The 14,748-nt window shown below is 66.2% G+C and carries 14 protein-coding genes; 13 read left to right on the forward strand and 1 reads right to left on the reverse strand.

From position 1 onward, the window contains the following. The first annotated feature begins 295 nt into the window (after window positions 1-295). The 13 genes from RCI06_RS09105 (at window position 296) to RCI06_RS09165 (ending at window position 14,025) form a co-directional block, all read left to right on the forward strand. Window positions 296-1,624, forward strand: a complete 1,329-nt coding sequence (locus tag RCI06_RS09105; RefSeq protein WP_147437553.1) for a hypothetical protein — start codon at window positions 296-298, stop codon at window positions 1,622-1,624. Window positions 1,625-1,636: 12 nt separating this feature from the next. Then, window positions 1,637-2,455 (forward strand): YdcF family protein, encoded by an 819-nt coding sequence (locus tag RCI06_RS09110; RefSeq protein WP_306575690.1) that lies wholly within the window; start codon window positions 1,637-1,639, stop codon window positions 2,453-2,455. Window positions 2,456-2,673: 218 nt separating this feature from the next. Beyond that, window positions 2,674-4,272, forward strand: a complete 1,599-nt coding sequence (locus RCI06_RS09115) for a GntR family transcriptional regulator (protein WP_306575693.1) — start codon at window positions 2,674-2,676, stop codon at window positions 4,270-4,272. A 64-nt stretch (window positions 4,273-4,336) separates the two neighbouring features. Then, complete coding sequence (locus RCI06_RS09120; RefSeq protein ID WP_172439099.1) at window positions 4,337-5,365, forward strand: BMP family ABC transporter substrate-binding protein; 1,029 nt, start codon at window positions 4,337-4,339, stop codon at window positions 5,363-5,365. Between the two features lie 60 nt (window positions 5,366-5,425). Beyond that, a complete protein-coding gene (locus tag RCI06_RS09125) occupies window positions 5,426-6,979 on the forward strand; it encodes an ABC transporter ATP-binding protein (RefSeq protein WP_306575697.1) in 1,554 nt (517 codons plus the stop codon). Further along, on the forward strand, window positions 6,951-8,051 hold the full coding sequence (locus RCI06_RS09130; RefSeq protein ID WP_121587211.1) for an ABC transporter permease: 1,101 nt from the start codon (window positions 6,951-6,953) through the stop codon (window positions 8,049-8,051). Before RCI06_RS09125 ends, RCI06_RS09130 begins: the two co-directional genes overlap by 29 nt. Beyond that, entirely contained in the window at window positions 8,051-8,959 is a 909-nt protein-coding gene (locus RCI06_RS09135) for an ABC transporter permease (RefSeq protein WP_101547959.1), read from the forward strand. The genes RCI06_RS09130 and RCI06_RS09135 overlap by 1 nt, the downstream gene beginning before the upstream one ends. 25 nt (window positions 8,960-8,984) lie before the next feature. Further along, the gene (locus RCI06_RS09140) at window positions 8,985-9,971 is read left to right on the forward strand and encodes an initiation factor 2 (RefSeq protein ID WP_172439100.1); all 987 of its coding nucleotides are present in this window, start codon (window positions 8,985-8,987) and stop codon (window positions 9,969-9,971) included. Further along, window positions 9,971-10,756: a BtpA/SgcQ family protein gene (locus tag RCI06_RS09145; protein WP_276872108.1), complete on the forward strand. Its 786-nt coding sequence runs from the start codon at window positions 9,971-9,973 to the stop codon at window positions 10,754-10,756. Before RCI06_RS09140 ends, RCI06_RS09145 begins: the two co-directional genes overlap by 1 nt. Window positions 10,757-10,775: 19 nt before the next feature. Further along, complete coding sequence (locus tag RCI06_RS09150; RefSeq protein WP_121587208.1) at window positions 10,776-11,708, forward strand: carbohydrate kinase family protein; 933 nt, start codon at window positions 10,776-10,778, stop codon at window positions 11,706-11,708. An 18-nt stretch (window positions 11,709-11,726) separates the two neighbouring features. Continuing rightward, window positions 11,727-12,752, forward strand: a complete 1,026-nt coding sequence (locus tag RCI06_RS09155; RefSeq protein ID WP_101547968.1) for an ADP-ribosylglycohydrolase family protein — start codon at window positions 11,727-11,729, stop codon at window positions 12,750-12,752. A 12-nt stretch (window positions 12,753-12,764) separates the two neighbouring features. Continuing rightward, entirely contained in the window at window positions 12,765-13,514 is a 750-nt protein-coding gene (locus RCI06_RS09160) for a 5-formyltetrahydrofolate cyclo-ligase (RefSeq protein ID WP_101547969.1), read from the forward strand. 214 nt (window positions 13,515-13,728) lie between these two features. Further along, the gene (locus RCI06_RS09165) at window positions 13,729-14,025 is read left to right on the forward strand and encodes a hypothetical protein (RefSeq protein ID WP_101547971.1); all 297 of its coding nucleotides are present in this window, start codon (window positions 13,729-13,731) and stop codon (window positions 14,023-14,025) included. Window positions 14,026-14,085: 60 nt separating this feature from the next. On the opposite strand, the gene RCI06_RS09170 is transcribed toward RCI06_RS09165, so the two are convergent. Next, the gene (locus RCI06_RS09170) at window positions 14,086-14,727 is read right to left on the reverse strand and encodes a hypothetical protein (RefSeq protein WP_302822961.1); all 642 of its coding nucleotides are present in this window, start codon (window positions 14,725-14,727) and stop codon (window positions 14,086-14,088) included. Between the last annotated feature and the right edge of the window lie 21 nt (window positions 14,728-14,748).

Below are 14,748 nucleotides of genomic sequence, written 5' to 3' on the forward strand. Positions count from 1 at the left end.
ATCTCCCGGTCCATTGGTTCGTGGCCAGCTTCAGTTGTTTATAAGAGACCGGCCCCACGGACAACACCCGGGGGTGTGGGCCCGCCCCCGCCTGAACCAAAGTTTTTGGGGGGTCTCGGGGGGGCTTTTTCCAAAAATCCCCCCCGAGCCCTGCCTGAACCAAGGCTTTTTGGGGGCCCCGGGGGGCTTTTTTCAAAAAGCCCCCCGGGATTTGCGTTTTTCTGCAACTTTTGCATTCTTTCGCGGGACGGGTGAAGGGATGTGAAAAAGGATGACAAACGGGGCAAAATTTGATATGATACAGGGAGAACTTAACGGGCGGCGGGTGATCCTGCTGCCCGGTCATGAGGTGATACGGATGCCCTCCGCCGGATTCAAAACGCCCGCGCCCGCCGATTACACGGGCGCGCTTTCCGAGCTGCTGCCGCAGCTCATCGAAAAATACGGCCGCGCGGCGGTCGCGGAACAGATGAACACCTGCAGCGACCGGCTCGCGCGGGTGCAGGCGTGCAACGAGCGGCTGACCGATCCGTCCGCGGCCGCGGACGACCAGACCGAGGCGCTGCAGGAGGTCGTGGCCGCGACGAGCGACTATTACGCCTTCCTCGCGGGGCTGGCGGAGGACATGCGGCGCTTTTTGATCCTCATGGGCGGGGTCACGGGCGACGAGATCGACGGGCTGCTGTCGATCGAGCCGGAGGTGGGGGAGGAGATCTCCCTGCTCGCGTCGGTCGCGCCCGCCATCCAGGCGATCCGGCCGAAAAACTACGTCATGCCGATCGACCCGATCACCAACAAGCTCGCCCAGCTCCGGGAATTCAACGAGATCACCGTCGCGCGCCGCCGCAACCTGACGATCCAGACGGCGGTGACGATCGACTGCCCCGAGCACATGAAGATCGACGGCAACTTCCAGCTCACCAACTACGACAAATCGATCATCAACGGGGTGGTCTCGATCCTCGAGAGCGGCAATTCGAGCTTTACGGTGCCGATGCTCTACCACGCGATGACCGGCAAGGAGAACCCCACCGTCGACGACGGGCTGATGGAGGAGATCAAGGCCAAGCTGGACACCATGCGGCGGCTGTCGATCAACATCGACCTGACCGAGGAGATCAAAGCGCATATGATCGACCGGCGGATGGAGGGCGCGGGGGAGGTGGACTCCTTCACGATCGAGGGCTACCTGCTGCCGCTCAACAAGTATATCGGCGTGGTCAACGGCAAGCGCAGCGAGATGTACCAGATCATCGACACCCCGCCGCTGCACAGCTACGCCAAGATGAAAAACCAGATCACGACGGTGTCGATCGACCTGCTCAAGGCGCCCTTAAACAACAACGCCACCACCATCCCGCTCAAGACCTATCTCTTAAGCCGGATCGAGGGGATGAAGAACCAGCACAACAAGCTCACCCGCGACAAGATCCTCTTTGAATCGATCTACCGGGAGCTGGGCGACCTCGATTCGGACAAGAAGCGCAAAAAGCGCATCCGCGACTACACCGAGATCGTCCTGACCCATTTCATCTCGATGAAGTACATCACCCGTTACGAGATGGTCAAGGAGGGCCGCACGATCACCGGGGTGCGCATCTTCTGGAATGAAAAATCCGCCTAAAAGGAGACCTCTATGAAACGAATCTTCCGCGCCGCATGCGCGTTTGCCGGGCTGCTGGCGCTCGCCTTCGGGGGAGCGCCGGTCCTCTTCGGCGTCCTCAACGCCGGCTGCCTGGCGCTGCTCGGCTTCGGGGCGCTGCTCTTTGCCCTCGCCGTCCTGTGGGACGCCTTCCGCCTGGACGCCGGCAACCAGATCGTCCGCAGCTTCCACACGATGTGGGACCGCCGGCCCCCGGCCGCCCGTCCCGCCGCATGGTGGCGGCGGCTGCGCGCCGCCGCGGCCCTCCTGCTCGCGGCGGGCTTCCTGATCGGCGCGGCCGTGTCCGTCCCGATGGCGCGGCAGGCCTATTTCACCCCGCCGGGGGAGGAGCCCCGCACCGCGCTCGTGCTCGGCTGCCAGGTGGAGCGGGAGGGACCCTCCCTCATGCTCGCGCGCAGGCTCGAGGCGGCGCGCCGCTACCTCGAGGCGCACCCCGACGCGCCGGTCGTGGTGTCGGGCGGCTATGAGGAGCGCGCCGGGACCTCGGAGGCGGCGGTCATGGCCGCATGGCTCATCGAGCGGGGGATCGACCCCGCGCGCATCCACCTCGAGGACCGTTCCCACTCGACCGAGGAGAACCTCGCCTTCTCGGCGGAGATCATCGGGCGGGAGGGGCTGCCCCGCGCGCTTGCGGTGGCGACCGACGGGTTCCACCAGTACCGCGCCGCCATTTACGCCCGGAAGAACGGGCTGGCCGCGGCGGCGCTGCCGGCGGGCACCCCGTGGGGGCTGTTCCCCTCCTATTGGGTGCGGGACATCTTCGGGAACCTCAAGGCGCTGATCCTCGACTGAAATACCGGCCAGGGCCGCCGCAGCGAAGCTGCGGCGGCCTTTTTGCGCGCCCGGGAGGTTTGGCGGCGGGGCGCGGTTTGTGTCGAATGTACAATTTGAACAACTATTTTTATCAGTTGCACTGAAATTCTGTCCTCATGGTTGACTTATCATTTAGGACGGCTCTATAATGATTTCATAATGATAAGCCATTGATGACGGAACGGGAGGTTGACGGGATGCAGCAGGGAAAAGGACAATCCGCTTACATGAAGATCTTCCTGGAAATCGCGGACGACATCGCCAACGGCATCTATAAGGTGGGGGACGTCATCCCCACCCAGCTCGAGCTCGCGAGCGCCTACCAGGTGAGCCGGGTCACCGTGCGGGAGGCGATCAAGGAGCTGACCCGCCGCGGGGTCGTCGCGACCCAGAAGGGGAAGGGCACCGTCGTGATCGGCAACCTCTTCCGCGCGGTGGACTACCAGCGGGTGGAGGGCTTTTCCAAGGTCGACGCGCCCGAGGAGGGGCCCCAGCCCCGCCCCGAGTCCCGCCTCGTCGAAAACCGCCTCGTCCCCGCCACGGAGGCCGTCTCCCGGCACCTCAAGGTGCCGCCGGGCACGATGCTGCGCAAGATCGAGCGTGTCCGCAGCCTCAACGGCATGATCCATTCGATCGAATGCGCCTACCTGCTCAACAGCGAGGTGTCCGGCGTGGACTTTGAGCACGCGGACATGGAGAAGGGCTCCCTCTACGAGCTGCTGCGCCGCGAGGCCGGGATCGTCTTCGACTATATCACCGAGCAGTTCAAGGCGATTCTCTGCCCCGAGCGCGAGGCGGAGCTGCTGGGGGTGAAACGGGACGAGCCGGTCCTCTACATTCGCCGGGTCACCTGCGCGGGGGACCGCGGTCCCATCGAATACGTCGACATCCACAGCCGCAGCGACCTCTTCTACGCGACCATCCACTCGCAGCGGCTTCCCGCGCGGGCGGCGCACACCGCCCCACGGATAAATGATAAGCCATTGTCCTGCCTCGTCGGCGCCGTGCTCGGGGGGCTGGCGGATGCGCCGGGCGCCCCGCTCGCGGAGGGGGCCGACCCCGCCGGGGCGTGGAAGCGGTATTACGGCGCGCTCGGGGAGGACCCCGCCGCCTTCGAACGCGCCTCCGGCGTGCTCCGGACCGCCTGCTACGCCGCGCGCCGCTTTTCCGGGCGCGCGCCGGGGGAGGCGTACCTCCAGCGGGAGGCGGAATACGGCGAGGCGGCGATGCCCTTCGTGGTCTATTCCGCGCTGGCCGGGCTTTCCGCCGGGGTGCGCGCCGACCTTTCCGAACTGGCGCGGAGCCTCCCGGACAACTGGCGGGGGACGCCGCTGATGCCCGCCGGCTGCGCGATCGCGGCGGCCTGCGCCCGCGCCGCGTCGGGCGCGGGGACGGCCGAGGCCCTGCACGCGGGCCTGGAGGCCGCGCGCCTCGCGGAATCCGGCGCGCCGGAGTCTCCCTCGGTGGCCGCGCGGATCGAATACGCGCTTTCCGCCGCCGGGCGGCTGCCCGACCCCGGCCAGCTCGAACGGGAGCTTGCCGGGCTGATCGGGAACGGCCCGTCCGCCGCCGAGGCGGTCCCCTTCGCCTTCGGGCTGGCGGCCTGCGGCGACCTGCCGGGGCTGCTCCGCCGCACCGTGTTCGCAAAGCGCCCCTCCGCGTCCGCCCCGGCGGCGGGCTGCCTGGCCGGGCTCTTCGGCGGGCTGGCGCTCTTTCCGGAGGGCTGCCTCGCGGACCTCGATGCCCTGAGCGGCTGCCCGCTCGAACAGCTCGCGGAGGAAACGGCCGCGCGTTAACCGTCGGTTTTCCGCCCCAACGGGCGGAAGAGATAGAAACCATCTGATTATGGGAGGAAACATGATGAAAAAGATCTGGAAGTCCACATTCGCCCTGTTGATGGCCCTCACGCTCCTGGTGAGCCTCGCGGCGTGCGGCGGAAGCCCGGCCTCCGCCCCGTCGGGAGACGCGGCCCCGCAGGCGGCGGCGCCGGCGGACGACGGCAAAAAGCCGCTGACCTGCCTGATCACCGAGGTGCCCAAGGGCGCGCCCTTCACCGACCTGACCTGGCTCGGCTTTGAAAAGCTCGAGGCCGAGGAAGGCATGGACATCAAGATGGTCGAGGCGATGGACAAGGCGGAGTACCCCGAGCAGATCCGCGCGATGGCGCAGCTCGGCGCGAACCCGATCTACGCGATGTTCGACACGGTCAACGAGGTCGTGCTCGACGTGGCGGACGAGTTCCCCGACACCAAGTTCTACCTGATCGACTGCGAGATGGAAAACAGCGAGCCCAACTGCGCCAACCTCATCGTGGACCCGTATGAGGCCTCCTTCATCGCGGGCTTCGTCGCGGCGAAGACCACCGAGACGGGCAAGCTCGGCTGGATCGGCCACACCGACCACCCGACCATCACCCGGTTCCGCGACGGCTACACCGCCGGCGCCAGATACGCCAACCCCGACATCGTCGTGGAGTCCGCTTTCACCGGCGACCCGAGCGACCCCGTCAAGGGCCAGGAGACCGCCAAGATCATCATTGACCGCGGCGTGGACGTGATCTTCCAGTCGGCCAACCAGTCGGGCATGGGCGTCATCAAGGCGTGCGGCGAGGCCGGCATCAAGTGCATCGGCGTCGACGAGTGGCAGGGCGACGTGGACCCCTGCGTCTTCTGGAGCGCACTCAAGGACATCGACGGCGCGATCTACAAGACCGGCAAGGACTTCCTCGCCGGCAACTTCACGGCGGGCCGCGTGGAATTCGGCATCAAGACCGACTCCCGCGTCTACGACCAGCGCGACTTCGACAAGCTCCCCGCGGAGCTCCAGACCGAGGTCTCCCAGCTCGTGGAGGACATCAAGACGGGCAAGGTGGACGTTTTCTCCAAATAGTCTGAATGAGGCGATCGCCGGGAGGGGAAACCCTCCCGGCTGCTGACCGGAGGTGGAACAGTGAAATCGGAGCAGCCAGTCGTATTGGAGCTGCGGGGCATCTGCAAGAATTTCGGCGCCCTCGCCGCGAATAAGAACATCGACCTCAAGGTGCGGCGCGGGACGGTCCATGCGATCATCGGGGAGAACGGCGCCGGCAAAAGCACCCTGATGAACATCATCTCCGACATCTACCAGGCGGACGCCGGCGACATCCTTCTCAACGGCGAGAAGGTTGTTTTCAAGGGCCCGATGGACGCCTGCGCCCACGGCATCGGCATGGTCTACCAGGAGTTCATGCTCTTTCCCGACCTGACGGTGCTCGACAACATCATGATGGGCTTTGAAAAGCGCCGGGGCGGCATCTTCATCGACCGCAAAAAGACCCGCGCGGCCATCGAGGAGATCTGCCGCACCTACCATTTCAACATCCCGCTCGACGAGAAGGTCAAGGGCCTCGCGGTCGCGGTGCTCCAGCAGGTGGAGATCGTCAAGGTCCTCTATAAGGGCGCGGACATCATCATCCTCGACGAGCCGACCTCCGTTTTGACCCCGCAGGGGATCGAGGGGCTCTTCGACGCGATCCGCTTTCTCGTGGGGACCGGCAAGACGGTCCTCTTCATCACCCATAAGCTTAAGGAGGTCATGGAGATCTCCGACTACATCACCGTCCTCAAAAACGGGGAGGTCACCGGCAACGTCCGCCCCGACGAGGTGGACGAGGCCGCGCTCGCCAGCCTGATGGTCGGCCGGGAGGTCATCCTCACCGCCCAGAAGGTGGAAAAGCAGGTGGCGGCCCCCGTGCTCGAGGTGAAGGGCCTGCACGTCCGGGACAACGACGGCAACGAGCGCGTCAAGGGGGTCGACCTCGCGGTGCGCGCCGGGGAGATCGTCGGCGTGGCGGGCGTGGCCGGCTCGGGACAGAAGGAGCTGGTCGAGGCGCTCTTCGGCCTGCGCGAGGCGCAGGAGGGGCGGGTGCTCTTCGAGGGCGCGGACATCACATCGAAAAGCTGCCGCGAGCGCCGCTGCCTCGGCGTGGGCTACGTGCCGCAGGACCGCCTGGGCGAGGGCGCGAACGTGGAGGGCAGCATCTGGCAGAACGCCATCATGGGCTACCACATCGCCCACGGCTTCAAGCGCAAGCTCCTGCTCGACCGCAGGGAGATCGACGCCTTTTCCGGGCAGGTGGTCAAGCAGTTCGCCGTCAAGACCCCGACGCTGGAGACGAGGGTGCGCACCCTCTCGGGCGGCAACATCCAGAAGCTGATCGTCGGGCGGGAATTCTTACAGAAAAACAAGCTGCTGATCGTCGAGGACCCCACCCGCGGGATCGACATCGGCGCCATCGAGTTCATCTGGAAAAAGATCATCGAGCTGGCGTCCGAAGGGGTCGGCATCCTGCTCGTGAGCCACGAGCTCAACGAGGTCATGGAGCTTTCCGACCGGATCGTCGTCATGTACGACGGCAGGCTCTTCGACGGCGGGAACGCGGGCGAACTGACCGAGCAGGAGATCGGCCTGCTCATGGCGGGAGGAGGGACTGCGGATGAAAGCGGCCGCAAGCGCGGCGCTTAGGGCGTTCGCGGACAAGAAATCGGAGATCGTCAAATACCTGCTCGCCTTCGCGGCGGTCATGCTGATCGGCGCGGGGCTCATCTCCTTCCAGGGGGAGGACCCGGTCCGGGCGCTGTCGGCCATCTGGTCGGGCGCGCTGGGCGGGCGCATCGAAATCGGGAATACCATCCGCTGGATCATCCCCTGCGTCATGACGGGGATGGCCGCGGTCGTCGCCTTCAAGTCGGGCGTCAACAACCTCGGCATTGAGGGGCAGATCTATTTCGGCGGCTTCGCCGCCGCCATGGCGGGCTTTCTGGTCCAGCTCCCGCCGGTCGTCCACGTGCTCTTCTGCCTGCTGGTGGGGGGGCTCTGCGGGCTGCTCTACGCGCTCATCCCGGCGGTGCTCAAGCTCTTCTTCCGCATCGACGAGATGATCACCACCCTGATGCTCAACTACATCGCCATCCTGCTGACCGAGTATTTCACCGTGCTGGTGATCGGCGCCTCGTCGAGCACCGCCTCCAACGCCTTACAGACCCCGCCCGTCTACGAGACGGCCAAGCTGCCGGTGCTCATCAAGGGCACCTACGCCAACGCGGGCATCTTTGTGGCGGTCGCGGTGGTGATCGTGGTGGCGTTCATCTACCGCTACACGATCAAGGGGTACGAGCTGCGGCAGGTGGGCGAAAACCTGCGCTTTTCCAAGGTGGGCGGCGTCAACGTCGTGCGCACCTTCCTGTCGATCTTTCTCATTTCCGGGTTCGTCGCGGGGCTGTGCGGCGGCGTGGAGGTGCTCGGCTCGCACGGGCGGTTCGTCTCCCGTTTCAGCAACAACCTCGGCTGGGACGGCATCATGATCTCGATGATCGCGAAGAACAGCCCCTTCGGCGTGCTCTTCGTCTCGATCCTCTGGGGCGTCCTGAAGGCGGGCGCGCTGCACATGGAGCGCGTCACCAACACCAACCGCCTGACGGTCGTGCTGATTCAGGCGCTCTTCGTCCTCTTCGTCACGATCGACTACAAGAAGATCTATGCCTTTTTCCGCGGGCGCTTCGGGCGCCGCGCCGTACAGAAGGGGGGCGCCGTCTGATGCTCCAGGTCATGTTCAGCACCGTGACGCTCGCCGCCATGTTCCGGCTGGCCACCCCCCTCATCCTCGCGGCGGTGGGCGGCTCCTTCGGGGACCGCGCCGGCGTCTTCAACATCGCGCTCGAGAGCTTCATGCTCAGCGCCGCCTTCTTCGCGACGCTCGGCAGCTACCTCACCCGCAGCCCCTACGTGGGGGCGCTCGCCGGGATCCTGACGGGGCTCGTCTTCTCGGCGGTGTTCGGGTTCTTCGTCTTCCACCTCGGCTCCAACGGACTTGTCGTGAGCATCGCGCTCAACAGCGGCGCGTGGGGCTTTACGACGCTGCTGCTGACGACCGTCTTCGGCACGCGCGGGGCGTTCATCGACAACAACATCCAGAGCTTCCCCGCGCTGGACATCCCCTTCCTGCGGCTGCCCTACCTCGACGCGGTCCTCAACCACCAGAACGTGCTCGTCTATTTCGCGCTCGTCTTTGTGGCGGCGGCGGCCGTCGTCATGTACAAGACCCCCTTCGGCCTGCGGGTGCGCGGGGTCGGCATCAACGAGAAGGCGTCCCAGACCGCGGGCGTGAACGTGCTCGGCTACCGCTGGATCGCCACCCTCATCACAGGGGTGTTCGTGGGGCTCGCGGGGGCGTTCCTGCCGCTGTGCGGCGTATCGATGTTCGCGGAGAACATGTCGGCCGGGCGGGGCTTCCTCGCGGTGGCGGCGATCATGGTGGGCAAGGGCAACCCCGTGAAGGTCGCGCTCTCCTGCCTGCTCTTCGCCTACGCGGACGCGCTGACCATCGGGTTCCAGAACATGGGCGTGCCCTCCCAGATCGTCATGACGCTGCCCTACGCGGCGACGATCCTGGTGCTCTTCGTGGCGAACATCAAAAAAGCAAAACATGCGGATATCGACGCGTAGGCGCCGGTATCGGACGGAGGTAAGAATGGATAACAGAGCGGAGCGCCTGCGGGAATGGCTGTCCCCGGAGGGCGCGGAACATTTTGACGACATCGTGCTGACCCGCAAGCTGGGCGCGAGCCCGAACATCTACGGGATCGGCCGGATGTACCGGGATCTGGCGGAGAACGCCCCGGCCCGCGGGCTCGATTCGGCGGAGCTGGTGGCGCGGGTGAAGGAGCTCTCCGGCTTTTTCGGGGAGCTGCGCGGGGAGTCGAGCCACGCGATTTTGACCGCCATGCGGATCATGACGAAGGGGCTGGACGCCTATGCGTCCGAGCCGCTGGAGCGGACGCGGGAATTCCTTCTGAAGGCGCACGGGAACTATGAGGCGATGTCGGCCGGCTGGATCGAAAAGATCAAGGAATACGGCTGGAACGTGCTGGAGGACCTCTCCTCGATGCTCGTCTTCGACTATTCGAGCACGGTCAACGCGATGATGGAGACGGCCGCCGAGCACGGCAAAAAGATGACCGTCTACGTCCCCGAGAGCCGCGCGCTCGACGGGGGCCGCCCCTTCGTGGTGAACGCGCTGAAGCTGGGGCACAGCCCCGTCTTCTTCCCCGACGCGGCGCTGGCCGCCTTCACCCGGAAGGCGGACGTGGCGTTCATCGGGGCGGAGACCTTCTTCCCCGACGGCAGCGCCGCCAACACGGTGGGCTCCGACCTCGTCGCCATCCTCTGCGCCCGCTTCGGCAAGCCCCTCTATGTGCCGACCGCGATGATCAAGGTCAACATGCGGGGGATCGAGGGGCGGCGCAAGAAGGAGCTCGGCCGCGACCTCGCGCGGTACCTCGCGGCCGCCTGGCCGGAGGAGATGCGGGCGGCGACCGACTTCTGCTGCCCCGACCTCGCGATCGTCGGGCCGGCGGAGATCACCGGGTACATCACCGAGCTGGGGGTCATCCCGCCGGCGGCGATGTTCGGCATGAGCCTGAGGTACATCGCGAAGATCGAAGGGGAGGACGAATGATGTTCCGCGGAAAAGAGAAGATCGCCATCGGCATGGCGCAGCCGCTCGCCCTGCCGGGCAGCTTCCGCCACGGCGGCGAGAGCATCGGCACGATCACCGAAAAGCTGCTAGAGGAGGTCGCGGTCTACGACCGTTACGGCTACGACGGCGTGATCCTCCAGAACTTTAACGACATCCCCGTGCTGGAGGCGTCCTCCATCGAGGCGGTGGCCTACATGACCCACCTCGCGGGCGCGATCCGGCGGGAATTCCCGGACCAGATCCTCGGCGTGCTGATGATCTGGGACGGCTGCGCCTCCCTCGCGGTGGCGGAGGCGGCGGGCGCGGACTTCGTCCGCGTCGAGCACGCCTACGTCGGCGCGGAGGTCACCTCCGCGGGCATTTTGCAGGGGCAGTGCGCGAAAATCACCCGGCTCAAGCGCAAGCTCGGCTCCAAAATGCCCGTCTACGCGGACGTCTACGAGCCGCACGCGGTGCAGATCTGCCCCAAGCCGGTGGAGGACGCGGCGTTTGACGCAGTCTGCCAGTGCTTCGCGGACGGGCTCTTCCTCTGCGGCAAAAACGCGCGGGAGAGCCTCGAGATGGTCGCGCGGACGCGCCCGAAGGTGGGGGACGCCCCCATCATTCTCGGCGGCGGGTCGACGGGCGACAACGTCTACGAGCTGCTCCAGCAGTTCGACGGGGTGTGCGTGGGCGCGTGGATCAAGGACGGCGACCTGCTCAACCCCGTGAACCCCGACCGCGCGCGCCGCTACATGGAGCAGGTCGAGCGGGCGCGGGCATAGACGGAAAGGAGGCGGCGGCATGTTCGACATCATCGGCGTCGGCGACGCGGATATCGATATCATGCTCAAGGTGGACCACATCCCCGGGCACGATGAGAAGGTGCTCGGCCAGATGCTCGGGAAGTTCCCCGGCGGCATGGTCGCAAACTACCTCTCGGCGGCGGCGGCCTTCGGCGCGAAGTGCGGCGCGGTCGTCTCGGTGGGGGAGGACGACTTCGGCCGGCTCACCCTCGGGGACCTGGAAAAACGGGGCGTGGATATTTCCCACAGCATCGTGCGGCCGGGGGAGGACACCTATTTCACAGTGACCAACCTCGACGCGAGCGGGGAAAAATCCATGTCCATCTGCCAGACGGCGGCGATCTCCCCCTATCCGGAGGAGGTGGACTTCGACTATCTGGCCGAGGCAAAATACGTGCACATGATCGGCACCTACCCGCACCTTGTGCTGCCGGTGGGGCGCGAGGCGAAAAAGCGCGGGGTGCGCGTCTCCCTCGACTTCGAGCCGGAGTCGGACCGGATGACCCCCGAGCAGAAGGCGGAGACGCTTTCCCTCGCCTACATCGTCTTCCCCAACGAGGAGGGCCTCGCCTGCTACGTCGGGCACCGGGACCTTGAGCGCGGGGCAAGGGAGATGCTCGCCCAGGGCCCCGAGATCGTCGTTGTGACGCGGGGCGCGGCGGGCTGCGAGGTCTTCACGAAGGAGGCGCATTTCGCGGTCCCGGCGTTCCGGGTGCCGGTGCGGGACACCACCGGGGCGGGGGACACCTTCAACGCGGTGTTCGTCTCCTGCCTTGCGAGGGAATACCCCCTCGAGCGGTGCGCATGGCTCGCCACGGCCGCCGCGGCGATTCAGATCCAGCAGGTGGGCTCCCGGACGGGGCTCGCGGACGAAGCGGCGGCAAAACGGCTCCTGCGCGCGCAGGGTATCCGTTTTTCAGATCAGGACTAGATGGAAGGAGTGCGACAAATGACATTGGAAGAGAGAATTTTGGGCTCGCTGCTCGGCGGCGCGATCGGAGACGCGATGGGCGCCGCGACCGAGACCCGCACCCCCGAACTGATCAGGGAGAAATTCGGCGGCTACGTGCGGGAATTCCGCCAGGCGCCGGAGGATACCTTCGCGCGCGGGGCCGTGGCTGGTTACGTCACCGACGACTTTTCCCTCGCCTACTACACGGCGCGGGAGATCGTCAAAAACGGCGGGAAGATCGACCGGGGGGTGGCCGAGCGTTCGGTGCTGACCTGGTCGGAGCACCCCGAGTACTTTGACAACTACGCGGGCCCGACCACCCGCGCGGGCATCGCCCGCCTCAAGGGGGAGACGCCCGCCGAGGGCTACAGCTTCCTCGCCTGCGACAACGCCAAGGCGACCAACGGCGCGGGCATGAAGATCGGCCCGGTCGGGATGCTCCATCCGGGGGACCTCGACCGCGCGGTGGCGGACGCGGTGACGATCATCCGCGTCACCCACGACAACGACCTCGCCATCTCGGGCGGCTGCGCGATCGCGGCAGCGGTGAGCTGCGCGATGGTCGAGGGCAGGAACGCCGTCGACATCGTGAACGCGGGCCTCTACGGCGCGCGGGAGGGGATGCGGCTGGCGCGCGGCTTCGCGAAGAAGCTGGCGGGCCCGTCGGTTGAAAAGCGCATCTCCCTCGCGGCGGAGATCGGCCTGCGCCACTGCGGCGACTATGAGCGCGCGATGCTTGAACTGGGCGACGTGGTCGGCGCGGGCCTGCATGTCTCCGAGGCGGTGCCCTGCGTGTTCGGGCTGGTCATGTCCACCAACGGCCACCCGCTCGAGACGATCTTCTCGGCGGTCAACATCGGCAACGACACCGACACGGTGGCGGCGATGGCGGGCTATATCGTCGGGGCGCTCAACGGCGCGCCGGCCTACGACTCCTATTATTATGACACGATCGAGGCGGCCAACCATTTCGACCTGCGATCGCTCGCACATGAGATGGCGGCCTGCGCCGCCCGGAATTGAGGAGGCGGAAGGATGGAAAAGATGGATGCGCAGGCGGCGCGCCCGCTGATCTGGGAGGAGCTGCGCAAGGTGGCCCGCCCCGATTCCCGCTTCAGCTGGAAGTTCAGCGAGTTCATCGCGGACTATGAGGGAAGCGATCTCTGCGCGGAGAACCTCTGCGCGACGGAGATTTACAGGAACAGCGAGGTCGTCTTCATCACGCCCGACAACAATCTGGAGACCTTCCGGGAGCGGGCGATCCGCGACAAAAAGACGATCCTCATGACCAACTACGGCATCGAGCGGGGGGTCTTCCTCATCGCGCCGGGCAGCGTGCCCGAGGGCAAGGAGGAGCTCGCCTCCACCCTCGACGGCGTGCAGCGGTACTGGAAGTTCATCACCCTCCGGGAGATCGCCGAAAAGATTAAGCACATCGACATGCTCGTGACGGGCGCGTCGGCCATCACGCCGAGCGGCATCCGCTTCGGCAAGGGGCACGGCTACTTCGACCTCGAATGGGCGATGTTCTACACCAAGGGGGTCGTGGACACTGACACCCCCGTCTTCGCGGTTGGGCACGACTGCCAGGTCGTCGACGTGGACGTCGAGGTGCGCGTCTACGACACGGCGATCGACTACATCGTCACCCCCACCCGCGTCATCAAGACCCGCAACGAATTCCCCAAGCCCACCAGGGGGATCCTCTGGAGCCTGCTCGCGCCCGGTATGCGGGAGAAGATCCCGCCCATCCAGGAGCTTTGGTGCGAAATCCACTGCAAATAGCCCCGCCGCCTCCTCGGGCGGGGCGCCAGCATCGAAAGGGGCGGCCGCTTAAAAGCGGCCGCCCCTTCCATCTGCCCGGGGGATTTTGCGCCGGATTCGGAAAGCGGGTTGTCACCGGGGGGATTTTCGTTTATACTGGAAGTGATTCCGCGGCGGGACGCCGCGGGAAAACCGCGGGCGCGCCCGCGGCAAACAAAGGAAAAGGGGAAACACAATGGCTTGGGTCGATTATGCGCTCTACCTTGTTTTCGGAGGGGTGGCGTTCATCCTGCTGGCATTCGCGGCGAATCTCGTCATCACGGCAAAGACGGGGAAGTCCTCCCTGCTGCTCAGCCGGATCTACTACATCGCGGCGATCGTGACGGTGCTCGTCAACCTGGTGCGTTCGGTCGCGGTCTACAACTGGGGCATCTGGCTCGCGAACCTGCTGGTGCTCGCCTGCGTGGGGGTCGCCTTCCGGCGCAACGAGCGGGACGCCAAGAGCACGGAGGAGCAGGGACGCGGTAGGTAGCTCCGCGGTGACGCAAAAAATCCGCGCCGCACGGCGGCGCGGATCATGCCGCGCGGAGAATTATTCCCGCGGGGGCTCCCCGGCGGGGGCCTGCGCGTCCGCCGGCCCGCCGGCGTTCGCGCCGCCCTGGAGGTCCTTGAGGAGCGCGGCGAGCTCCTCGGCGGAGAGCTGCCCCCGCAGGCTGTCGATCGTCTTTTGCAGGTCCTTCTGCGCGCCCTTCGCGCCCGCTTTCGCCCACTCGGCGCTCTGGCGCTGGGCGGCGGTCATGAGGCGGTCGGCGTATTCGCGCCCGTCGGGCGCGGGCGCGACCGGCATGGCGGCGATGACGCCCGCCAGCACGATGAAGAGCTTGAGCGCCACGAGCGCGGGGCCGAGGCTCTCATAGGACGAGTCGGAGGAAGTCATGTTGAAGGCGGCGAACTGCCGGATGTTGACGACGTTGAAGACGGCGTAGAGCGCAAAGCCCGCGAGCGCGGCGGCGCAGCGTTTTTTCCCGCCCAGCCCGCGCGGGCGCGCGGTGAGCAGGGCGAGCGCCAGGATCACGGCCAGGAAGGCCAGCTCGGCGTAGAGGACGGGCGGCTGTCCGGCGAGGGACCCGCCGAAGAGCAGTTTACGCCAAAACCAGACCTGCCCCAGGACGGCCGCGAGAAAGAGCGCGGTGGAGACGACGGGCCGGGAACGGGTGCCGCTGACGTTTTTCATGGAAGGACCACTCCTTATCCG

The sequence above is a fragment of the Anaerotruncus massiliensis (ex Togo et al. 2026) genome (genome assembly GCF_030825285.1).
Classification (GTDB): Bacteria; Bacillota; Clostridia; order Oscillospirales; family Ruminococcaceae; genus Anaerotruncus; species Anaerotruncus massiliensis.